This window comes from Actinosynnema pretiosum (assembly GCF_002354875.1).
Taxonomy (GTDB): Bacteria; Actinomycetota; Actinomycetes; order Mycobacteriales; family Pseudonocardiaceae; genus Actinosynnema; species Actinosynnema auranticum.
Map to the genome: position 1 here is coordinate 3,652,197 of NZ_CP023445.1, position 18,974 is coordinate 3,671,170.

At 73.9% G+C, this 18,974-nt stretch carries 12 protein-coding genes; 7 read left to right on the plus strand and 5 right to left on the minus strand.

What is annotated here, in order from left to right; genetic code table 11:
• Positions 1 to 166: 166 nt before the first annotated feature.
• The gene (locus CNX65_RS15725; protein WP_096493829.1) at positions 167 to 1,306 is read left to right on the plus strand and encodes a GNAT family N-acetyltransferase; all 1,140 of its coding nucleotides are present in this window, start codon (positions 167 to 169) and stop codon (positions 1,304 to 1,306) included.
• Positions 1,307 to 1,312: 6 nt separating this feature from the next.
• Here CNX65_RS15725 and CNX65_RS15730 read toward each other — a convergent pair whose 3' ends face one another.
• Both CNX65_RS15730 and CNX65_RS15735 read right to left on the minus strand, forming a co-directional pair.
• Positions 1,313 to 1,777 carry a hypothetical protein gene (locus CNX65_RS15730; RefSeq protein ID WP_096493831.1) on the minus strand — a complete coding sequence of 155 codons (465 nt, stop codon included), beginning with the start codon at positions 1,775 to 1,777 and terminating at the stop codon, positions 1,313 to 1,315.
• A 151-nt stretch (positions 1,778 to 1,928) separates the two neighbouring features.
• On the minus strand, positions 1,929 to 3,575 hold the full coding sequence (locus CNX65_RS15735; RefSeq protein ID WP_096493832.1) for a glycoside hydrolase family 27 protein: 1,647 nt from the start codon (positions 3,573 to 3,575) through the stop codon (positions 1,929 to 1,931).
• A gap of 436 nt (positions 3,576 to 4,011) precedes the next feature.
• On the opposite strand from CNX65_RS15735, the gene CNX65_RS15740 reads away from it, so the two are divergent.
• The 4 genes from CNX65_RS15740 to CNX65_RS15755 all read left to right on the plus strand — a co-directional run bounded on the left by CNX65_RS15740 (position 4,012) and on the right by CNX65_RS15755 (position 10,879).
• Positions 4,012 to 6,327, plus strand: a complete 2,316-nt coding sequence (locus CNX65_RS15740) for a beta-L-arabinofuranosidase domain-containing protein (protein WP_096493834.1) — start codon at positions 4,012 to 4,014, stop codon at positions 6,325 to 6,327.
• A gap of 277 nt (positions 6,328 to 6,604) precedes the next feature.
• A complete protein-coding gene (locus CNX65_RS15745) occupies positions 6,605 to 7,711 on the plus strand; it encodes a ricin-type beta-trefoil lectin domain protein (protein WP_096493836.1) in 1,107 nt (368 codons plus the stop codon).
• Between the two features lie 235 nt (positions 7,712 to 7,946).
• Complete coding sequence (locus CNX65_RS15750; protein WP_096493838.1) at positions 7,947 to 9,281, plus strand: NAD(P)/FAD-dependent oxidoreductase; 1,335 nt, start codon at positions 7,947 to 7,949, stop codon at positions 9,279 to 9,281.
• Positions 9,278 to 10,879 carry an aminotransferase class I/II-fold pyridoxal phosphate-dependent enzyme gene (locus CNX65_RS15755; protein ID WP_096493840.1) on the plus strand — a complete coding sequence of 534 codons (1,602 nt, stop codon included), beginning with the start codon at positions 9,278 to 9,280 and terminating at the stop codon, positions 10,877 to 10,879. Before CNX65_RS15750 ends, CNX65_RS15755 begins: the two co-directional genes overlap by 4 nt.
• Positions 10,880 to 10,933: 54 nt before the next feature.
• On the opposite strand, the gene CNX65_RS15760 is transcribed toward CNX65_RS15755, so the two are convergent.
• Positions 10,934 to 11,893, minus strand: coding sequence for an Lrp/AsnC family transcriptional regulator (locus CNX65_RS15760; protein WP_096493842.1), 960 nt, complete (start codon positions 11,891 to 11,893; stop codon positions 10,934 to 10,936).
• Between the two features lie 113 nt (positions 11,894 to 12,006).
• On the opposite strand from CNX65_RS15760, the gene CNX65_RS15765 reads away from it, so the two are divergent.
• Positions 12,007 to 13,458, plus strand: coding sequence for an FAD-dependent monooxygenase (locus CNX65_RS15765; RefSeq protein WP_096493844.1), 1,452 nt, complete (start codon positions 12,007 to 12,009; stop codon positions 13,456 to 13,458).
• Positions 13,459 to 13,525: 67 nt separating this feature from the next.
• Here the strand turns inward: CNX65_RS15765 and CNX65_RS15770 are convergent, their stop codons facing one another.
• Complete coding sequence (locus CNX65_RS15770; protein WP_157767675.1) at positions 13,526 to 15,169, minus strand: FG-GAP repeat domain-containing protein; 1,644 nt, start codon at positions 15,167 to 15,169, stop codon at positions 13,526 to 13,528.
• A gap of 116 nt (positions 15,170 to 15,285) precedes the next feature.
• Between CNX65_RS15770 and CNX65_RS15775 the strand changes: the two genes are divergently transcribed.
• Positions 15,286 to 18,303 (plus strand): AfsR/SARP family transcriptional regulator, encoded by a 3,018-nt coding sequence (locus CNX65_RS15775; protein WP_096493848.1) that lies wholly within the window; start codon positions 15,286 to 15,288, stop codon positions 18,301 to 18,303.
• On the opposite strand, the gene CNX65_RS15780 is transcribed toward CNX65_RS15775, so the two are convergent.
• Entirely contained in the window at positions 18,281 to 18,895 is a 615-nt protein-coding gene (locus CNX65_RS15780; RefSeq protein ID WP_096493850.1) for a TetR/AcrR family transcriptional regulator, read from the minus strand. The genes CNX65_RS15775 and CNX65_RS15780 overlap by 23 nt on opposite strands.
• Between the last annotated feature and the right edge of the window lie 79 nt (positions 18,896 to 18,974).

An 18,974-nucleotide genomic window follows, 5' to 3' on the forward strand; every position in this document is an offset into this window, starting at 1 on the left:
GACCCGTCGCAGCGCCTCTCGCCTGCGAACCCAGTGTAACCAACGATCGCAACCCGGTGAACCGCCCCGCGCGCACCGAACTTCGGCCCGCACCCCCCTGACCTCGACCCGCACCCCCCTGGAAAACCGCTCGCCCGCACCGCCGCCACCCCGGCACACTGCGCTGATGCTGCTGCGCCCCGCCCGCCCGGAGGACGTCGACCAGATCGCCGAGCTGCTCGCCGACCGGGGCGACCCGGAGGACGCGGTGGACTTCCGCCTGGTCGCGCGCGACCCCGATGCGGGCTCCTGCGCGGTCGTCGTCGACGGTGACCGGGTCGTGTCCACGGCGACCCTGCTGGACGAGACCCTGGTCCTGGACGACGTGGTGATCCCGACCGGTCAGGTCGAGCTGGTCGCCACCGCGCGGGGGCACGAGGGGCGCGGGCTGGTGCGCAGGCTCATGTCCTGGGCGCACGAGCGCTCGGCGGCGCGCGGCCACCTCGCGCAGGTCATGATCGGCATCCCCTACTTCTACCGCCGGTTCGGCTACTCCTACGCCATCCCGATCCCGGCGACCAGGGCGCTCACCGGCGCGCCCGACCCCGGCGGGCACGTGCTGCGCCCGGCGACCCCGGCCGACGTCGACCTGCTGGGCCAGCTGCACGCCGCCGAGCTGGCGCGGGCCGACCTGCGGATGCCGCACCCGCCCGCGCGCTGGCGGTGGCTGCTGGAGCACGCGTCGAGCGCGCAGTGGGTGGTCGAGCTGGCGGGGGAGCCGGTCGCGGTGGGCCGGGTGGCGGACGGCGTGCTGGTCGAGGCCGCCGCGACCACCCCCGAGGCCGCGCACGCGCTGGCCGCGCTGACCGGCGTGACGCAGGTCGTGGAACGGCCGGGCGCGGTCGCGGGGCGCGCCCTGGAGGGGTTCCTGGCGCCCGCCGACGCGCGGGCGCAGAGCTACTACGCCCGCGTGCCCGACGCGGCGGCGCTGCTGGAGCGCCTGCGCCCCGTGCTGTCGCGGCGGCTGGCGGCGGCCGGGTTCAGCGATGGGGAGGCGGTCGTGTCGTTCTTCTCCTCGCACGTCCGCCTGCCCTTCCGCGACGGCGTGGTCGACCGGGTCGTGCGCGGCGGCGTCATGCAGGGCCCGGCCGAGGTGGGCGGTTCGGGCGTGGCCCCGGACCTGGTGCCCGCGCTGCTGTTCGGGCCGCACGGCATCACCGGTCTGGCCGAGCGCCACCCGGACGCCTACCCCGGCCCGCGCGCGGAGCTGGCGGCGGCGCTGTTCCCGCCGGTGCGGGCGGACCTGATGACCTACTACGTGCCCTGAGCTTGCTCAGAACCCGTGGTTCACCCCGTAGTCGCCGTGGTAGTAGATCCCGGCGTCGTTCCGGGACCACTCGGTCCCCCACCCGCAGTAGACCGCGATCCCCTTCCAGTCCAAGCAGAAGTGCATCCGGCTGGTCGAGTCCTGGTCGGTGTAGGAGTAGCCCGCCGAGGTCCCGTCGTAGTCGCCGAAGTGCCCGGTCCACGACGTCCCGTCGTGCACCCACACCGAGGGCCGCCAGCCGTCGACCTTGCTCTGCACCTGCCCCTGGTAGTACCCGTTCCCGTTGCAGGTGCCGGGAACCGGCCGCTCGGCGAGCAGCACGGCGCCGTCGACGACCAGCGTGCTGCGGATCTCGCTCGTCCCACCGCAGCGGGCGGAGGCGACCGCGGGCGCGACGACGGCCAGGGTGGCCAGCGCGCCCGCCGTGGCGGTCGCGCCGGCGAGGGTGCGGAGAACGTGCTTGCGGTTCAACGGTTTCTCCCGTTCTCGGTGGTGCGCGGAGGTGGGGAGGTCCGGTGTGGAGATGCTATCGCCGCGCGTGCGCGGGCAGGTTCACTCGATAGGCCGAACCCTGGTCCCCGTCGGGGGCGCGCGGCCTGCGCACCCCCGACGGGGCGGTCGGTCAGGTCCGGGACCACCGCTGGTTGCCCTGCCCGTTGCACGTCCACAGCACCAACCGCGTGCCGTTCGCCGTGCCCGCGCCGTCGACGTCCAGGCACAGCCCGGCGCGCGCGTTGCGCACCGAGCCGTCCGAGCCGACGACCCACCGCTGGTTGTCCTGCCCGTTGCACGGCCAGATCACCACGCGCGTGCCGTTGGCCGTGCCCTGCTCGTAGGCGTCCAGGCACTTGTCGCCGAACACCCGCACCTCGCCGCCCGCCCAGGTCGTCCAGAGCTGGTTGGCGGCGGTGTGGCAGTCCCAGACCAGCACCGTCGCGCCCGCCGCCGTGGAGGCGTTGTCCACGTCGAGGCAGCGGCCCGAGGCCGTCCCGCGCAGCCGCGAGGTGGTGGCGGCCAGCGGGGTCCCGCCGGAGACGCGGAAGGCGGCGACGCCGTGCGCGGGCACGGTCGCCGAGATCGCGCCCGAGCTGGTGGAGGTGCCGCCGGTCCACAGGTCGGTGAGGGTGAACCCGCTGCCGGACAAGCCGATCTGCGCGGCCGTGGTGGCGACGGTGGTGGCGCCGCCGCCCCGGTTGACCAGCCCGACCGCGACCGACCCGTCGGACAGCGGCTTGGCGAACACCTCGGTGGCGCCGTCGTCGCGCACCCGGCGACCGCCCGCGCCCAGCGGGTCCTGGTTGACCGCGATCAGGCCGGGGTTGCGCAGGACCGCGCTGATCTCGGGGGACATGGTGCGGATGTCGTTGCCCGCCATGAGCGGCGCGGCCATCAGCGCCCACAGCGCGAAGTGCGCGCGGGACTCGGTCAGGGTGAGCCCCGGCCTGCCGACGACGAGCATGTCGGGGTCGTTCCAGTTGCCGGGACCGGTCTGCGCGGCCAGCGGCGCGGTGACGTCCAGGACGTTGCCCACGCCCATCGGGTAGCTGTTGGTGTTGCCGTTCTGCCACACGTCCAGCAGGTCCTCGGTGGTGCGCCACAGGTCCGCGACGTCGCCCCAGTCGTACTTGTCGCCGGTGATGGCGTGGAAGCTGTTGGGGTTGATGCTGTAGACGATCGGGCGGCCGGTGGCGCGCAGCGCGTCGCGCATGACCGAGAACCGGGCGACCTGCTCGTCGCGGGTTCCCGCGCCGGAGCACCAGTCGTACTTGAGGTAGTCCACGCCCCAGGACGCGAACGAGCGGGCGTCCTGCGCCTCGTGGCCCTTGCTGCCGGTGGCGCCGGGGTGCGCGCCGGTGCCCTGGGCGCAGGTCTTCTCGTTGGGGGCCTGGTAGATGCCGAACTTCAGGCCCTTGCCGTGGATGTAGTCGCCCAGCGCCTTCATGCCGGAGGGGAACTTCGTCGGGTGGTTGCGCAGGTTGCCCGCGCTGTCGCGCTGCGGGTCGAACCAGCAGTCGTCCACGACCACGTACCGGTAGCCCGCGTCCCGCATCCCGGAGGACGCCATCGCGTCGGCGGCCTGGCGCACCTGGCCCTCGGTGATGCCGCAGCCGAAGCTGTTCCAGCTGTTCCAGCCCAGCGGCGGGGTCAGCGCGGGGCTTCCGGGGGCGGCCTGCGCCGGGGGGTGCGCGGTGGGGGCGGTCACGGCGGTCAACGCGGTGAGCACGGCCAGGAGCAGGGTCGTTAATCGTCTGCGCGAGCGAACAGGCATCGTTGCCCCTCCTCGGTCGGTGGCCCCCGCCGGCACGCCGGTGGTGGCCCGAAGCTGTTAACGCTAACAGCGCTGGCGTGGTCGCTCAACGGTCTTGTCGGGTGTGAAAGACCTGCGCTACGGTCGGTCTGGGAACGCTCCCGTTTCGCTGGCCCGGCACCGGCGAAGAGCCCCATGAATCCTGCTCGCAAGGAGGCGAGGCATGGTTTCACGTGCTCCGACGCGCCGCCGGTCAGCACTTCCGCGCCCGAGGCCCCGACTCGGGCTCCCAGGGTGATCACCGAGCGCGGCTGACACCGCCCTCTCCCACCCCCTGTCCCGCCCGGCGCGTGCGCGCTGAACCGCCGCCATTCGTGTTAGCGGTAACAGGCGGCTGCACCCCTGCGCGGACCACCCGCGCCACCCCGACCACCCCGTGATCGCAGGAGGTCCACCCGTGCCCTCACCGCTGAGCAGGCGCACCCTGTTCCAGGCCGCAGGCGTCGCCGTCGCGGCCACCGCCGTCCCCGGTCTCACCCAGGCCGCCGCGCGGGCCGCGTCCGTGCCGCCCGCCCGCCCGGACATCGGCGCGGCGGCCTCCGCGTTCGACCTGGGCCAGGTCCGGCTGACCCCCGGCCGCTGGATGGACAACCAGAACCGCGCGCTGGCCTACCTGCGCTTCGTGGACCCCGACCGGCTGCTCTACAACTTCCGCGCCAACCACCGCCTGTCCACGGCGGGCGCCGCGCCGCTGGCCGGGTGGGAGGCCCCGGACTTCCCGTTCCGCACCCACAGCCAGGGCCACTTCCTCACCGCCTGGGCGCAGGCGTGGGCCGTGCTCGGCGACACCACCTCCCGCGACCGCGCCAACTACCTGGTCGCCGAGCTGGCCAAGTGCCAGGCCAACAACCCCGCCGCGGGCTTCACCGCCGGTTACCTCTCCGGCTTCCCCGAGTCGGACCTCGACGCCCTGGAGGCCGGCACCCCCAAGGCTGTCTCCTACTACGCCCTGCACAAGACCCTGGCGGGCCTGCTGGACGTCTGGCGGCACCTCGGCAGCACCCAGGCGCGCGACGTGCTCCTGCGCTTCGCGGGCTGGGTCGACTGGCGCACCGCCCGCCTGTCGCAGGCGACCATGCAGCGCGTCCTGGCCACCGAGTTCGGCGGCATGAACGCCGTCCTTGCCGACCTGCACCAGCAGACCGGCGACGCCCGCTGGCTGACCGCGGCCCAGCGCTTCGACCACGCCGCCGTCTTCGACCCCCTGGCCGCGAACCAGGACCGCCTCAACGGCCTGCACGCCAACACCCAGGTCCCCAAGTGGATCGGCGCGGCCCGCGAGTACAAGGCCACCGGCACGACCCGCTACCGCGACATCGCCACCAACGCCTGGAACATCACCGTCGCCGCGCACACCTACGTGATCGGCGGCAACAGCCAGGCCGAGCACTTCCGCGCCCCCAACGCCATCGCCGCGCACCTGGCCACCGACACGGCCGAGGCGTGCAACACCTACAACATGCTCAAGCTGACCCGCGAGCTGTGGCTGCTGGAGCCGAGCAAGGCCGCCTACTTCGACTTCTACGAGCGCGCCCTGCTCAACCACCTGATCGGCCAGCAGAACCCGGCCGACGCCCACGGCCACACCTGCTACTTCACCGGCCTCAACCCCGGCCACCGCAGGGGCCGCACCGGCCCGGCGTGGGGCGGCGGCACGTGGAGCACCGACTACAGCACGTTCTGGTGCTGCCAGGGCACCGGCATCGAGACCAACACCAAGCTCGCCGACTCGATCTACTTCCGCGACGGCACGACGCTGACCGTCAACCTCTACACCCCGTCCGTCCTGACCTGGTCGGAGCGCGGCATCACGGTCACCCAGAGCACCACCTACCCGGTGGGCGACACCACCTCGCTCACCGTGACCGGCGGCGCGAGCGGCTCGTGGACCATGCGCCTGCGCATCCCCGCGTGGACCTCGGGCGCGACGATCGCGGTCAACGGCGCGCCCCAGAACGTCACCGCCGCACCGGGTTCCTACGCCTCCCTGACCCGATCCTGGACCTCGGGCGACACCGTCACCCTCCGCCTGCCCATGCGCGTGACCACCGCCCCCGCGCCCGACAACCCGAACGTCGTCGCGGTCACCTACGGCCCGGTGGTCCTGGCGGGCGACTTCGGCAACACCGCCCTGTCCGCGCTGCCCGCGCTCGACGTCGCCTCGATCACCCGCACCAGCACGTCCGCGCTCGCCTTCACCGCCCGCTCCGGCGGCTCGACGGTCACCCTCGGCCCGTTCCACGACGCCCACGGCTTCAACTACTCCGTCTACTGGAGCACCGGCGGCGGCACGACCACCCACAGGCTGGTCAACGCCTCCAGCGGCCTGGTCCTGGGCGTCCGCGACATGTCCACCGCCGACGGCGCGCCTGCCCTGCAGTGGGGCGACACCGGAACCGCGGACCACAACTGGGAACTCGTCCCGGACGGCTCCCACGTGCGCTTCCGCAACGCCCACAGCGGCAAGGTGCTGGGCGTGGAGAACATGTCGACCGCCGACGGCGCCCGCGTCCTGCAGTGGGGCGACACGGGGACCGCCGACCACAGGTGGACCCTGCTCGACAACGGCGACGGCACCCACCGCATCCGCAACGCCCACAGCGGCAAGCTCCTGGCGATCGAGAACAACTCCGCCGCCCAGGGCGCGCCTGCCGTCCAGGACTCGGACAACGGAACCCCGGACAACCGCTGGAGGCTCGTGCGCAACGGGTGAGCGCCGACCGGGGGCGTCCGCGGGGAGCGGCGCTAAAGGAAGCGGGTGTTTTTAGCCGTTCCGCTGAACGGGTCCCGGTGTTGACGCCCTTCCCGGACGGCGGTTACGGTGCCGAACAGGGAAAGTTTCGGTTCTGTCAACGAGAAATGAAAGCAGACTCGCTCCCGATTAGTTCTGGGAGCGCTCCCAAATCTGAGCGCCACAATGCCCTCCCCGCGACTCCGGTCGGCGCTTCGGCACGCGTGGAAAACACTCCGCCCCCCCAGAGGAGAGCCGCATGAGATCCCCCCTCCGCCGACTCGCCGCCTGCGCCGCGGCCCTGCTCGTCGCCGCGCTGCTGCCCGCCGCCCCCGCCTCCGCCGAGTCCAACGGCGGGACGCGGGTCATGCCGCTGGGCGACTCCATCACCGAGGGCACCCAGGTGCCCGGCGGCTACCGGATCGGCCTGTGGCAGCGGTTCGTCTCCGGTGGGCACCGGGTCGACTTCGTCGGCTCCCAGTTCAACGGGCCCGCCTCGCTCGGGGACCACGACCACCAGGGGCACCCCGGCTGGCGCATCGACCAGATCGACGCCAACGTCGTCACCTGGCTGCGCAACACCAACCCGCGCTCCGTGCTGCTGCACATCGGCACCAACGACGTCCTCCAGAACTGGAACGTCGCAGGCGCGCCCTCCCGCCTGTCGGCGCTGATCGACCGCATCACGTCGACCGCGCCGAACGCCGACGTGCTCGTCGCGACGATCATCCCGATCGCCAACGCGGGCCAGGACGCCGCCGCGCGGACCTTCAACGCCGCCATCCCCGGCATCGTGCGCGGCAAGGCCGACGCGGGCAAGCGCGTGCACCTGGTCGACATGCGCTCCGCGCTCACGACCGCCGACCTGATCGACGGCGTCCACCCCACGGCGGGCGGCTACGACAAGATGGCCGCGACCTGGCACAACGCGCTGCGCGCCATCCCCGGCAGCATCGGTGAGCCCGGCGGCTCGCCGGGCGGGCAGCTGGTCAACACCGCCTCGGGCCGCTGCGTCGACGTGCCGGGGTCGACCGCCGCCAACGGCACGCAGCTCCAGCTGTGGGACTGCCACGGCCAGCCGAACCAGTCGTGGGCGCTCAACCCCGCCAGGCAGCTCGTCAACGGGACCAAGTGCCTGGACGCCTCCGGCCGCGGCACGGCCAACGGCACGCAGGTCGTGCTCTGGGACTGCCACGGCGACACCAACCAGCAGTGGACCGCCAACGCCGACGGCACGATCACCGGGGTCCAGTCCGGCCTGTGCCTGGGCGTCGCGGGCGGCGACACCGCCAACGGCGGCAAGCTCGTCCTGTGGTCCTGCGGCGGTCAGGCCGACCAGCGGTGGACCCTGCGCGTCCCCGCCTGACCGGTCCCCGGTGTGATCACCCGCTGTTCCGCGGACACGATTTCCAGGTGAATGCGCATATCTCAACAAAAACTGCCGCTCTTCGTGCGAAATCAACCACGGCTCACCTCCGAAACCGCAGGCGGTACCCGGTCCGGCCGCGTTTTCCGAAGTGCTCCGCCGCCACTTCGGAAACGCGGAGCTACCGGCCAAACGGTCCTGTACAGGGTTTTTCACCTGCGGTTGGGTTGCCCGCATGTACAACGCCATTGTAATAGGTGGTCGCTGTGCCGGAGCCGCGGTCGGGACGCACCTGGCCAGGCGCGGTCTGCGGGTCCTGGTCGTCGACCGCTCCCGGTTCCCCAGCGACGTGCTGTCCACGCACTTCGTCTGGCCGCACGGCGCCTCGTACCTGAACCGGCTGGGGGTGCTGGACCGGGTGCGGGAGGTGACGCCCGCCCACACCTCGGTCACCGTCGTCAACGACGGGATCGCCCTGCGCGGCAGCGTGCCCGAGGAGCTGCTGCGCAACCAGTTCCGCCTCCTGCACGACGACGACAGCGGCATCACCCAGGAGTACTTCTCGGTCCGCAGGCACGTGTTGGACAAGATCCTGGTGGACAACGCGGTCCGGGCGGGCGTGGAGTTCCGCGAGGGGCACACCGTCACCGAGCTGCTGCGCGACGAGGACGGGACCGTCGTCGGCATCCGGGGCCGGGACGGCTCGGAGGAGCGCGCGCAGGTCGTGATCGGCGCGGACGGGCGCAACTCGTTCGTCGCGCGCGCCCTCGGGCTGGAGAAGTTCGACGAGCGCCCCCGCTGCACCTTCGCCTACTGGAGCTACTTCAGCGGCATCCCCGACGCCGAGGCGCAGATCCACCGGCGCGGCAGGCTCGGCATGGCCATGGCCTCCACCAACGACGGCCGCACCATGGTGCTCACCTGGGGGCCGAGCGAGTGGGCCGCGCGGTTCCGGACCGACGTCGAGGGCAACTACCACCGCGCGCTCGGGCTGATCAGCGAGCAGGTCGCGGCCACCGTGGCGGGCGCGCGCCGCGAGGAGCGCTTCTACGGCACGCTCGACCAGGCCGCGTTCCTGCGGCGGCTGCACGGCCCCGGCTGGCTGCTGGTGGGCGACGCCGAGTCGTTCAAGGACCAGTGCACCGCGCTCGGCATCACCCACGCCCTGCGCGACGCGGAGCTCGCGGCCGAGGCGGTCGGCCGGTGGCTGGGCGGCGAGACCGACCGGGACACCGCCATGGCCGGGTACGCGGCCAAGCGCCGCAGCCAGACCGCCGCCGCCTACTACGACTACGTGTGCACGCTCGCGGAGATGAAGCCGCTGCGGCACGACGAGCTCCAGCTGTTCGCGATCCTGCGCGGCAACCAGACCGAGATCGACCGCTTCATCGCCACCCACGTCGACGTCGCCCCGGTCTCGGAGTTCTTCGACCCCTCCAACGTGTTCCTGCTCAACGACACCGCCAAGGAGTCCTCGCGCGGCCACGAGGCGTTCACCGACTTCGAGGCCGCCTACCGCGAGCACCAGCGGAACCCGTTCCAGCGCGCGGAAGCGGAGGCGAGCCGATGACCGGGACCGCGGCCCACCAGCGGGAGGACGGCGAGCTCGTCGCCGCGATCCTCACCGCCGCCGACACCGCCGACGCCGACCCGACCACCGCCGCCAAGTCCGTCGCCGCGGCGGCGCGCGAGGTGTCGGACATGATGCGCAACTGGGCGTCCCACATCCCCTGGGAGGACCTGGAGGAGCTGGACGCGCTCCCCGCCGACCGGGCGGCCCGCTTCTTCGCCGAGGACTACCCGGCGGTCCGCGCGGACCTGGAGCCGATGTGGGAGCCCGCGACCACCGCCGCGCCCGCGATCGACCCCGACGAGGACTACGCGCTCGACAAGAACGCCTACGACTTCTTCCGCCCCGTCGGCGCCAACCTGCTGCACCGCACCGAGGAGTTCCACGGCTGGGTGGAGGCGCGCAGGCGCACCGAGACCTGGCAGTACTCCCGCGTCCTGGAGGCCGCGCCCGGCGGGATCGCGACGATCACCAACGACCTGAGCAAACCCGCGCAGGGCATCAACTTCAACTCCCAGGACTACCTGTCGTTCAACGCCCACCCGGAGATCCGGGAGGCGGCGGTCCGGGCGATGCGCGACTTCGGCCCGCACAGCGCCGGGTCGCCCATGGTGCTGGGCAACACCCGCATCTCCGACGAGCTGGAGGCCGTCCTCGGCGAGCTGGTGGGGCTGGAGCACGTCACCCTGTTCTCCAACGGCTGGTCGGCGGGCTTCGGCACGGTCACCGGGCTGGTGCGCCAGGAGGACCACGTCCTCATCGACCGCCTCGCCCACTCCTGCCTCCAGTCCGGGGCGCGCGCGGCGACGAGGAACATCACCCGCTACGCGCACCTGGACGTCGAGTCCGTGCGCTCCCACCTGGCCCGCATCCGCGCCACCGACACCCACAACGGCATCATGGTCATCACCGACGGCCTGTTCTCGGTGGACGCCGACTGGCCGGACGTCGTCGCCCTGCAACAGGTCTGCCGCGAGCACGACGCGATCCTGCTCGTGGACGTGGCGCACGACCTGGGCTCGATGGGGCCCGGCGGCACCGGTGTGCTGGGGATGCAGAAGATGCTCGGCGAGGTCGACCTGGTCATGGGCGCGTTCTCCAAGACCTTCGCCTCCAACGGTGGTTTCGTGGCCGCGAAGTCCCCGGCGGTCAAGCAGTACGTGAAGATGTTCGCCGGGTCGCACTTCTTCTCCAACGCCCTGTCACCCATGCAGACGGCGGTGGTGCTCAAGGCGGCGCAGATCGTCCGGACCGACGAGGGCGAGGCACTGCGGGGCCGCCTGTTCGCCGCGATCCACGCCCTGCGCGACGAGCTGACCGCGCGCGGCCTGACGTGCATGGGCTCGCCGAGCCCGATCGTGCCGGTCCTGATCGGCAACGAGAAGCTGGCCAGGACGGTGAACCGGCTGCTGTTCGACCGGGGCGTGCTGGCGTTCATGGTGGAGTTCCCGGTGACCCCGACCGGCGCCTCCCGCTTCCGGCTCCAGGTGCAGGCCGCCCACGAGCCGGAGCAGGCCCGGCAGGCGGCCCGCGTCATCGACGGGGCGCTGCGCGACGCGCGCGAGCACCTGTCGAGCGCGTTCGGCAACTCGTTCTGAGCCAAGGGTTCCCGTCCTGCCGCCGTCGGTGCGCCCGCCGACGGCGGCACGGCGTCACAGCCGCCTGCCCACCTGCTTCACGGTCTTGATCACCGGCGCGGTCTCGACGTGCGCCACGGCGGGCAGCGCGGCGACCCCGGTCGTCAGGTACCGGTACAGCGCGCGCTGGTCCGCGCACACCGCGGTCGCGCAGAGGTTCGCGGGCCCGGTGGTGGCCGCCGCGAACGCGATCTCCGGGTGCCGGGCCAGCGCCGTCCCGGCCTCCTCCAGGCGCGCGGGGGCGACCGAGAGCCACAGCAGCGTCCGCGCGCCGCCCCCGAGCAGCGCGGCGCCCACGTCGACGTCCAGGTGCAGCACCCCGTGCCCGCGCAGCTCGCGCATCCGCCGCCGCACCGTCGTCGCCGACCAGCCGGTCACCCCGGCCAACCGCTCGACCCCGGTCCGCCCGTCCTCGGCGAGCGCGGCCAGCAGCCTGCGATCCCCGTCGTCCAGCCGCACCACCCCGGTCCGGCGCGGCGCCGGGGCCGGTCGCAACCGCTCGACCTGCGCCTCGTCCAGCGCCCCGAGCTTGGCGATCAGGCTGTCCGGGCCGCCGCAGAAGGCGTGCAGCACCGAGTGCGCGCTCACCCCCTCCACGCGCGGGGTGCGGGGGAGCCTGGCCAGCAGCAGGGACTCGCTGTCGGCCGCGCTCTCGGCGCGCACCGCGCAGGTGATCTCCGCGCCCCCGGAGGCGATGCTCACCCAGGACGTGTCGGCGCGCCGGGCCAGCGCCTCGGCGACCGGGAGCGCGGCGGCGGGCGCGCAGCGCACCCGCAGGAACCACGTCACCGCGCCCAGCGCGGTCGGGTCCACCCCGCCGACCACCCGCAGCGCCCCGGTCGAGCGCAACCGGGCGTACCGGCGGGCGACGGTGCGGTCGGAGACGCCGAGCACCTCGGCGATCGCGCTGAACGGGGCCCGGCCGTCGACCTGCAGGGCGTGCGCGAGCTGCCGGTCCAGGGCGTCGGATTCCACCGCTGGAAGCCTACTCGGCGTCGGATACCGGCACTCCTGCTCCCGCTTGTGGTCTGAACGGCGTGACGCGCGCAGCGTTGCCCGGTCCTGACCCACTCGCTGAGGGAGAACCCGTGGACGTCGACGTGCTCGTCGTGGGAGCCGGTCCGACCGGCATGGCGCTGGCGGGGGAGCTGCGGCTGGCCGGAGCGCCCGTGCTGCTGGTCGACAGGCTGGCGCGGCGCAGCGCCCTGTCGAAGGCGGGCGGCGTGCAGTCCCGCGTGCTGGAGGTCTTCGACCAGCGCGGCCTGCTGGAGCCGCTGCTGGCCACCGGTGACCACCCGACCGGCGCCCCCCACTTCGCGGGCGTCGCGCTCCCGCTCACCGGGGCACGGCGCCGCCACCCGTGGCGCTCGATCCCGCAGGTGGTGGTCGAGGGCGTCCTGGAGCAGCACCTCGCCGAGCGCGGCGTGCACGTCCGGCGCGAGCACGAGCTGACCGCCCTCGCCCAGGACGGGGAGTCCGTCACCGCCACCTTCGCGGGCGGCGCCGCTGTGCGCTGCCGCTACCTGGTCGCCGCCGACGGCGCCCACAGCACCGTGCGCTCCCTGCTGGCCGTCGGGTTCCCCGGTCGTCCCGGCACGCGCACCGTCGTCGCCGCCGACGTCCGGCTGGCGGGCCACGACAGCACCAGCACCCACACCAGGGGCGCCGACGGCAACTGGGCGTCGGTGTTCCCGCTGGGCGTCGACCAGCGGGAACGGCCGCTGCACCGGCTCTCGTTCGGCGGCCCCGGCCGTTCCCTGCCGCGCGAGCGCCCCGTCACCGAGGACGAGATCCGCGACGGCCTGCGCGCCGTCTTCGGCGACCGGGTCCGCCTGCTCGACCTGCGCTACGCCAGGCGCATCACCAACGCCGCCCGGCAGGTCGAGAACTACCGCCACGGCCGCGTGCTCCTGGCGGGCGACGCCGCCCACGCGCACCTGCCGATCGGCGCGCAGGGCATGAACACCGGCATCGGCGACGCGGTCAACCTGGGCTGGAAGCTGGCCGGCGCCGTGCACGGCTGGGCCCCGGAGCACCTGCTCGACACCTACCACGCCGAACGCCACCCGGTCGGCGCCGCCGTGCTGCGCAACGTCCAGGCGCAGAGCCTGCTCATGGACCAGGAGGGCGCGGCCGACCCGGACCTGATCGCCGCCAGGGACCTGTTCACCGACCTGGCGCACCTGCCGCAGGTGCAGCACCACCTGGACGACGTGCTGTCGGGCACGGGGATCCGCTACCCGATGCCGAACGCAGGCGCCGACCCGCTGGTCGGCCTCCCCGCCCCGGACCACGACCTCGGCCCGGTCCGCTCGCACGAACTGCTCCGCTCCGGACGCGGCCTCCTGCTCGACCCGACCACCCGGTTCGCCGACGTGGCAGCCCCCTGGGGGGACCGGGTGGACCGGGCGGGGGAGGGGACCGCGGTCACGCCGGTGCTCATCCGCCCCGACGGCTACACGTGCTGGACCGCAGGCCGTCACGACGACGCCCGCACCCTCGGCGCGGCGCTGCGCCACTGGTTCGGCGACCCCCGCTGACCGGTGGCCCCGGCCGCGCGGGAAGGGGCGGACCGGCACGCGCCGGTCCGCCCCCCTGTGATGAGCGTCAGGCGATCCGCGAGCGCCCCCACTCCCACACGCCCGCGCCCGAGTCCCACCACGACAGCGGCCACACCAGGGCCGTGCCGGTCGAGCGGGCGACGAACGCGGTGGTCCGGTCGCCGGGGTAGCCGTAGAGCAGGGTGGCGTCGACCAGGCCGTCGCCGGTGTGGTCGCCGAGGACGAGCTTGGTGCGCCCGGCCTCCCACACGCCCGCCCCCGAGTCCCACCAGTAGGCGGGCCAGTCGAAGGACGTGCCGGTCGAGCGGGCCACGAACGCGGCGGTGCGGGCGCCGGGGTAGTCGTAGAGGATCACCACGTCGGCCTTGCCGTCGCCGGTCGTGTCGCCGACCGACAACTTGCTGCGCCCCGCTTCCCAGGTCCCGTTGCCGGAGTCCCACCAGTAGGCGGGCCAGTCGAACTTGGTCCCCGTCGACCGCGCGACGAACGCCGCCGTCCGGGCGTTGCCGTAGTCGTAGAGCATCACCAGGTCGGCCTTGCCGTCGCCGGTGGTGTCGCCGACCGACAGCTTGGTGCGCCCGGCCTCCCACACCCCGTTCCCGGAGTCCCACCAGTAGGCGGGCCAGTCGAACTTGGCGCCGGTCGAGCGGGCGACGAACGCGGCCGTGCGGGCGTTGCCGTAGTCGTAGAGCACCACCAGGTCGGCCTTGCCGTCCCCGGTCACGTCACCGACCACCGGGCGGCTCCGCCCCGCCTCCCACACGCCCGCCCCCGAGTCCCACCACGACACGGGCCACTCGAAGGACGTCCCGGTGGAGCGGGCCACGAACGCCGCGGTCCGGGCGCCGGGGTAGTCGTAGAGCAGGACGAGGTCGTCCTTGCCGTCGTCGTCCACGTCCCCGACCGACAGCTTGGTGCGCCCCGCTTCCCAGGTCCCGTTGCCGGAGTCCCACCAGTAGGCGGGCCAGTCGAACTTGGTCCCCGTCGAGCGCGCGACGAACGCCGCCGTGCGGGCGTTGCCGTAGTCGTAGAGCATCACCAGGTCGTCCTTGCCGTCCCCGGTGAAGTCGCCCCGGACCTGGGTCTCCCCGTTCGCGACCGGCGTGCTGTCGACGATGTTGAGGTACCGCAGCGCGCGGAACCCGTCGGACGCGTAGCCCGAGCGCGACCGCTTCACGTGCTGCGCCACGTCGCCCCAGGTCCGCTCCTGGTAGATCCACATCTCGGTGCGCCCGGCGTCGGCCCACTTGTCGAACAGCACGACGTGCCCGCTGCTGAGCAGCGCGTCGCCCGGCTTGAGCTCGTCGTAGCTGCTGAGGAAGGTCTTCCCGCCCCACGCGGCCAGGTCGCCGGTGTTGAGGTCCCAGCCGTCCGACTTCTTCGGCAGGTGCCAGGCCATCGACACGTACCCGGAGCAGTCCGGGCGGTACTTGTGCCCATCGCCGTCGTCGACGGCCTTGGCCTGGTCCTGGCTGTAGGGCACCCTCTGGTCCACCCACCGCTGCGCGCGGGCGAGGACCTCGGCCCTGGTGATCTGCGGTCCGAGGTCCGGCAGCGCCGCGGCCGACGACGGCGCTCCGACCTGCTCCCGCGCGCTCGGGTCGGCGTGGGCGACGGCCCCGCCGAGCGCGGTGCTCGCGGTCAGCAGGAGCGCGCTGAACGCGGTGGCGATCTTGCGTCTGAAGTGCACTGGTTCTCCCCCCGTGGTGCTTGTCCCCGTTGTGGAGGCACCCTCGGACATAGACATTCACGGGGTCTTGCGAAATCCTTAACGCCGCTGCGCGGAAGTGGTGCCTGGGGGGCGCGATGGAAGTCAGGCTGCTGGGCTCGGTCGGGGTGTGGGAGCGCGACCGCGAGGTGGCGCCCGTGCAGCCGCGACAGCGGGCGGTGCTGGCCGCGCTGGCGGTGGAGGCGGGCAGACCGGTCGCCGTGGACACCCTGCTGCGCCGCGTCTGGGGCGAGACCCCGCCCGCCCGCGCCCGCGACGCGCTCTACGTGCACATCACCCGCCTGCGGCGGACGCTGGGCCCGGCGGTCCCGCTGCCGCGCCGATCCGGCGGCTACCTGCTCGACCTCGCCCCTGACCACGTCGACGCCCTGCGGTTCCGGGCCCTGCTCAAGCGCGCGGAGCGCGCCGGACTGCCGGTGGCCGACCGCGTCGAGCTGTTCGACCGGGCGCTGCGGCTGTGGCGGGGCACGCCGCTGGCGGACCTGGCCGGGGACTGGGCGGTCCGCACGCGCGAGACGTGGCAGCGCCTGCACGTCGACGCGCTGGTCGGCTGGGCGGGCGCGCACGTCGAGGCGGGCTCCCCGGAGTCGGTGGTCGGCCCGCTGCTGGACCTGGTCGAGCGCCACCCGCTGATGGAGCGACCGGTGGGCGTGCTGATGCGGGCGCTGGCGCGCGGCGGCCGGTCGGCCGAGGCGCTGGAGCAGTACGCGCGGGCGCGCACCCGCATCGCCGACGAGCTGGGCGTCGAACCCGGCCCCGAACTGCGCCACCTGCACGAGGCCCTGCTGCGCGACGGCGTGGACCGCGCGCCCCGCCCGGTCCCGGTGGCCCCGGTGTTCCAGCTGCCGCCCGACCTGCCCGACCACACCGGCGGCGAGGACCTGCTGGCCGAGGCGGGCGACGGCCTGCGGCGCCGCTCCCCGGTGCTCGTGGTCTCCGGTCCGGCCGGGGTGGGCAAGACCGCGTTCACCGTGCGCCTGGCCAACCTGGTCCGCGCCGACTACCCCGACGGCGCGCTGTTCCTGAGCCTGAACGGCGCGCTCGGCACCCCCATGTCCCCGGCGGAGGTGCTCGGCCGCGCGCTGCGGGCGCTCGACCCGACCGGCCCCGACGCCGGTTTCGACGCCGACCTGGCCCGCTACCGGGCCATCACGCACGACAGGCGGGTCCTGGTCGTGCTCGACGACGCCGCGGGCGCCGAGCAGGTGCGCCCCCTGCTGCCCAGCGGTCCGGGGTGCGCGCTCCTCGTCTCCACCCGCGCCTGGCTGACCGCGCTGCCGGGCGCGTCACGGGTCGAGCTGCGGGTGATGGACGACCGCGACGCGCACCGGTTGCTGGAGCGCGTGGTGGGCCACGACCGCCTGTCCGCCGAACCCGAGGCGACGGCCCGCCTGGTCGCGCTGTGCGCGGGGCTGCCGCTGGCGCTGCGCATCGTCGGCGCCCGCCTGGCCGCCCGCCCGCACTGGCCGGTGGCGAAGCTGGTGACCCGCATGGCCGACCGCGGCAGGCGCCTGGACGAGCTGGCGGTGGACGACCTGCGCGTGCGGACCGGCATCGACGTCGGCTACCAGGGCCTGTCCGGGCAGGCCCGCCGCGCGCTGCGGGCCGTCGGCGCGGTGGACGTCGGCGAACTGGCCCCGTGGCTCCTCTCCGCCGCGCTGGGAACCGGCGCCACCACCACCGACGACCTCCTGGAGCACCTGGTCGACGCCAGGCTGGTGGAGGCGGCGGCGGGCGACGGGACCAACCCCCGCTACCGCGTCCACGACCTCGTCCGCCTCTACGCCGCCGAACGCGCGCAGGCCGAGGAACCCCCCGAGGAGTCCGTCGCGATGCTGGACCGCGTGCTGGCCGCCGCCGTGCACCTGGTGCGCGGTCACGACACGCGGCGCGCGTACCTGGTGCGCCACGAACGCGACACCCCGCTGCCCGAACCGCCCGCCTGCCGGGGGGTCGCCATCGACCTGGCGGCCGAGGAGCCGACGCTGGTCGTGCTGGTGGAGGTGGCCGCACGACGGGGGCTGGTGCGGCAGGCGGCGGCGCTGGCCGACGCGCTGGTGTTCGCCTCGTTCGCCAAGACCAACGACTTCGCCGGCTGGGAGCGCGTCCGCGACGCGGTGGCCGCGGCGGCGACGGCGGCCGGTGAGCGGGGCGTGCTGGCCGGAACCTGCTACGGCCGCGCCCAGCTGCGGTACGCGCAGGACCGCTTCACCGAGTCCGCCGACCTGTTCGAGCGCGCGCGGGTGCTGTTCCTGGAACTGGGCGACGCCGCGGGCGCGGCCTCGGCCGCCACGGGGCTGGCCACCGTCCACCGGGAGTTGGGCGACCACGGCAGATCCATCCCGCTCCTGTCGGAGCAGCTGGCCGAGTTCGACCGCCTGGGGTTGGCGGAGGGCGGCGCCAACGCCCACTACGGCCTCGGCTACGCCTACCGCGAGCGCGGCCTGGACGAGCGGGCACTGACCCACCTGCGCGCGGCGGTCGACCGCTACCGCGCCCTCGGGCACCGCGCGGGGGAGGCGATCGCGGTGCGGGGCATCGGTCTGGTGCACCGGGCGCGCGGCGACCTGGCCGAGGCGGCCGGGTGGAGCGAGCGGGCGCACCGCCTGGCGCTGGCGTCCGGCGAACAACTGCTGTCGTCGTACACCGCGCAGGCCCTCGCCAAGGTCTGGATCCGCACCGGCCACCCCGAACGCGCCCTGCGACCCCTGCTGCGCGCCCGAAGGGTCTGCGCCGAGCACGGCGACCGCCTGGGCGCGGCGCTGGTGCAGCGCACGCTCGGCGAACTCCACCTGGCGGCAGGCCGCCTGCCGGAGGCGCTGCGGGAGCTGACCGGCGCCCTGACGACGTGGACCGAGCTGGAGCACCGGCTGTGGCAGGCCCGCACCCGGCGCGACCTGGGCGCGGTCCACGCGTGCGCGGGCGACCCGGCCGCCGCCGCCGCGCACTGGCGCGCGGCGGCGGAGGTCTTCCGGGCGCTGGGCACGCGGGAGGCCGGGGAGGTCGACGAGTGGCCCCGCCGCTGGCGGCCGGGCGCGCGCGGTGGCGCCCCACTGGCGGCAGCCGCCGCGACTACGGCCGCGCCAGCTCCCTGAGCGCCCGGTCCACCTCCAACGACGGCTCCGCGACCCGCGCCGCCCGCAGCACCCCCGCCAGCACCGCCATCAGCATCTCCACCACCGTCTCCTGGTCGAACGGGTGCTCGCCCAGCAGGTGGTCGCGCGCGAGCTGGTCGGCCGCTTTCGTGTGCATCCGCAGCGCGGCCCGCACCGCGGGCAGCCCGAAGTCCAGCCCCAGGTTCTCCGCCAGGTTTCGGTTGCCGTCGTCGCGCACGCGGTCGAACGACTCCACCACGCCCCACGGTTGCAGCACCAGGTTCAGCGCCAGGTCGCGGTGCGCCGCGAGGTAGGACAGGTGGGCCGCGTGCGACCGGCGGATCCGCCTGCCCAGCGGCACGGCCGGGTCGTTGACGTGCAGGTCCAGCACCTCGCGGCCGATCGTGCACAGGACCTCGCCGTAGAGCCCCTGCTTGCTGCCGAAGTGGTGGAACACCAGGCCGTGCGCGACGCCCGCCGCTCGGGCGATGTCGGCCGCCTTCACGTCCTCGTACCTCGACGTGGTGAACAGCTCGCGGGCCGCCTCCAGGACCTTCTCCCTGGTGGCGGCGGCGGTGGCGGCGCGGGTCATGGTCCCACGCTAACAGCTCATTGACTCGAAGTCAGCGAAGCGGTACTCCTTGATTAAGAGTCATTGACTTCAAGTCAAC

What these genes read in the sequence shown, in the direction of transcription:
- CNX65_RS15725 (WP_096493829.1), top strand. Translation starts at nt 167, where the DNA reads ATGCTGCTGCGCCCCGCCCGCCCGGAGGACGTCGACCAGATCGCCGAG.
- CNX65_RS15735 (WP_096493832.1), bottom strand. Translation starts at nt 3,575, where the DNA reads ATGCCTGTTCGCTCGCGCAGACGATTAACGACCCTGCTCCTGGCCGTG.
- CNX65_RS15745 (WP_096493836.1), top strand. Translation starts at nt 6,605, where the DNA reads ATGAGATCCCCCCTCCGCCGACTCGCCGCCTGCGCCGCGGCCCTGCTC.
- CNX65_RS15750 (WP_096493838.1), top strand. Translation starts at nt 7,947, where the DNA reads ATGTACAACGCCATTGTAATAGGTGGTCGCTGTGCCGGAGCCGCGGTC.
- CNX65_RS15755 (WP_096493840.1), top strand. Translation starts at nt 9,278, where the DNA reads ATGACCGGGACCGCGGCCCACCAGCGGGAGGACGGCGAGCTCGTCGCC.
- CNX65_RS15775 (WP_096493848.1), top strand. Translation starts at nt 15,286, where the DNA reads ATGGAAGTCAGGCTGCTGGGCTCGGTCGGGGTGTGGGAGCGCGACCGC.
- CNX65_RS15780 (WP_096493850.1), bottom strand. Translation starts at nt 18,895, where the DNA reads ATGACCCGCGCCGCCACCGCCGCCGCCACCAGGGAGAAGGTCCTGGAG.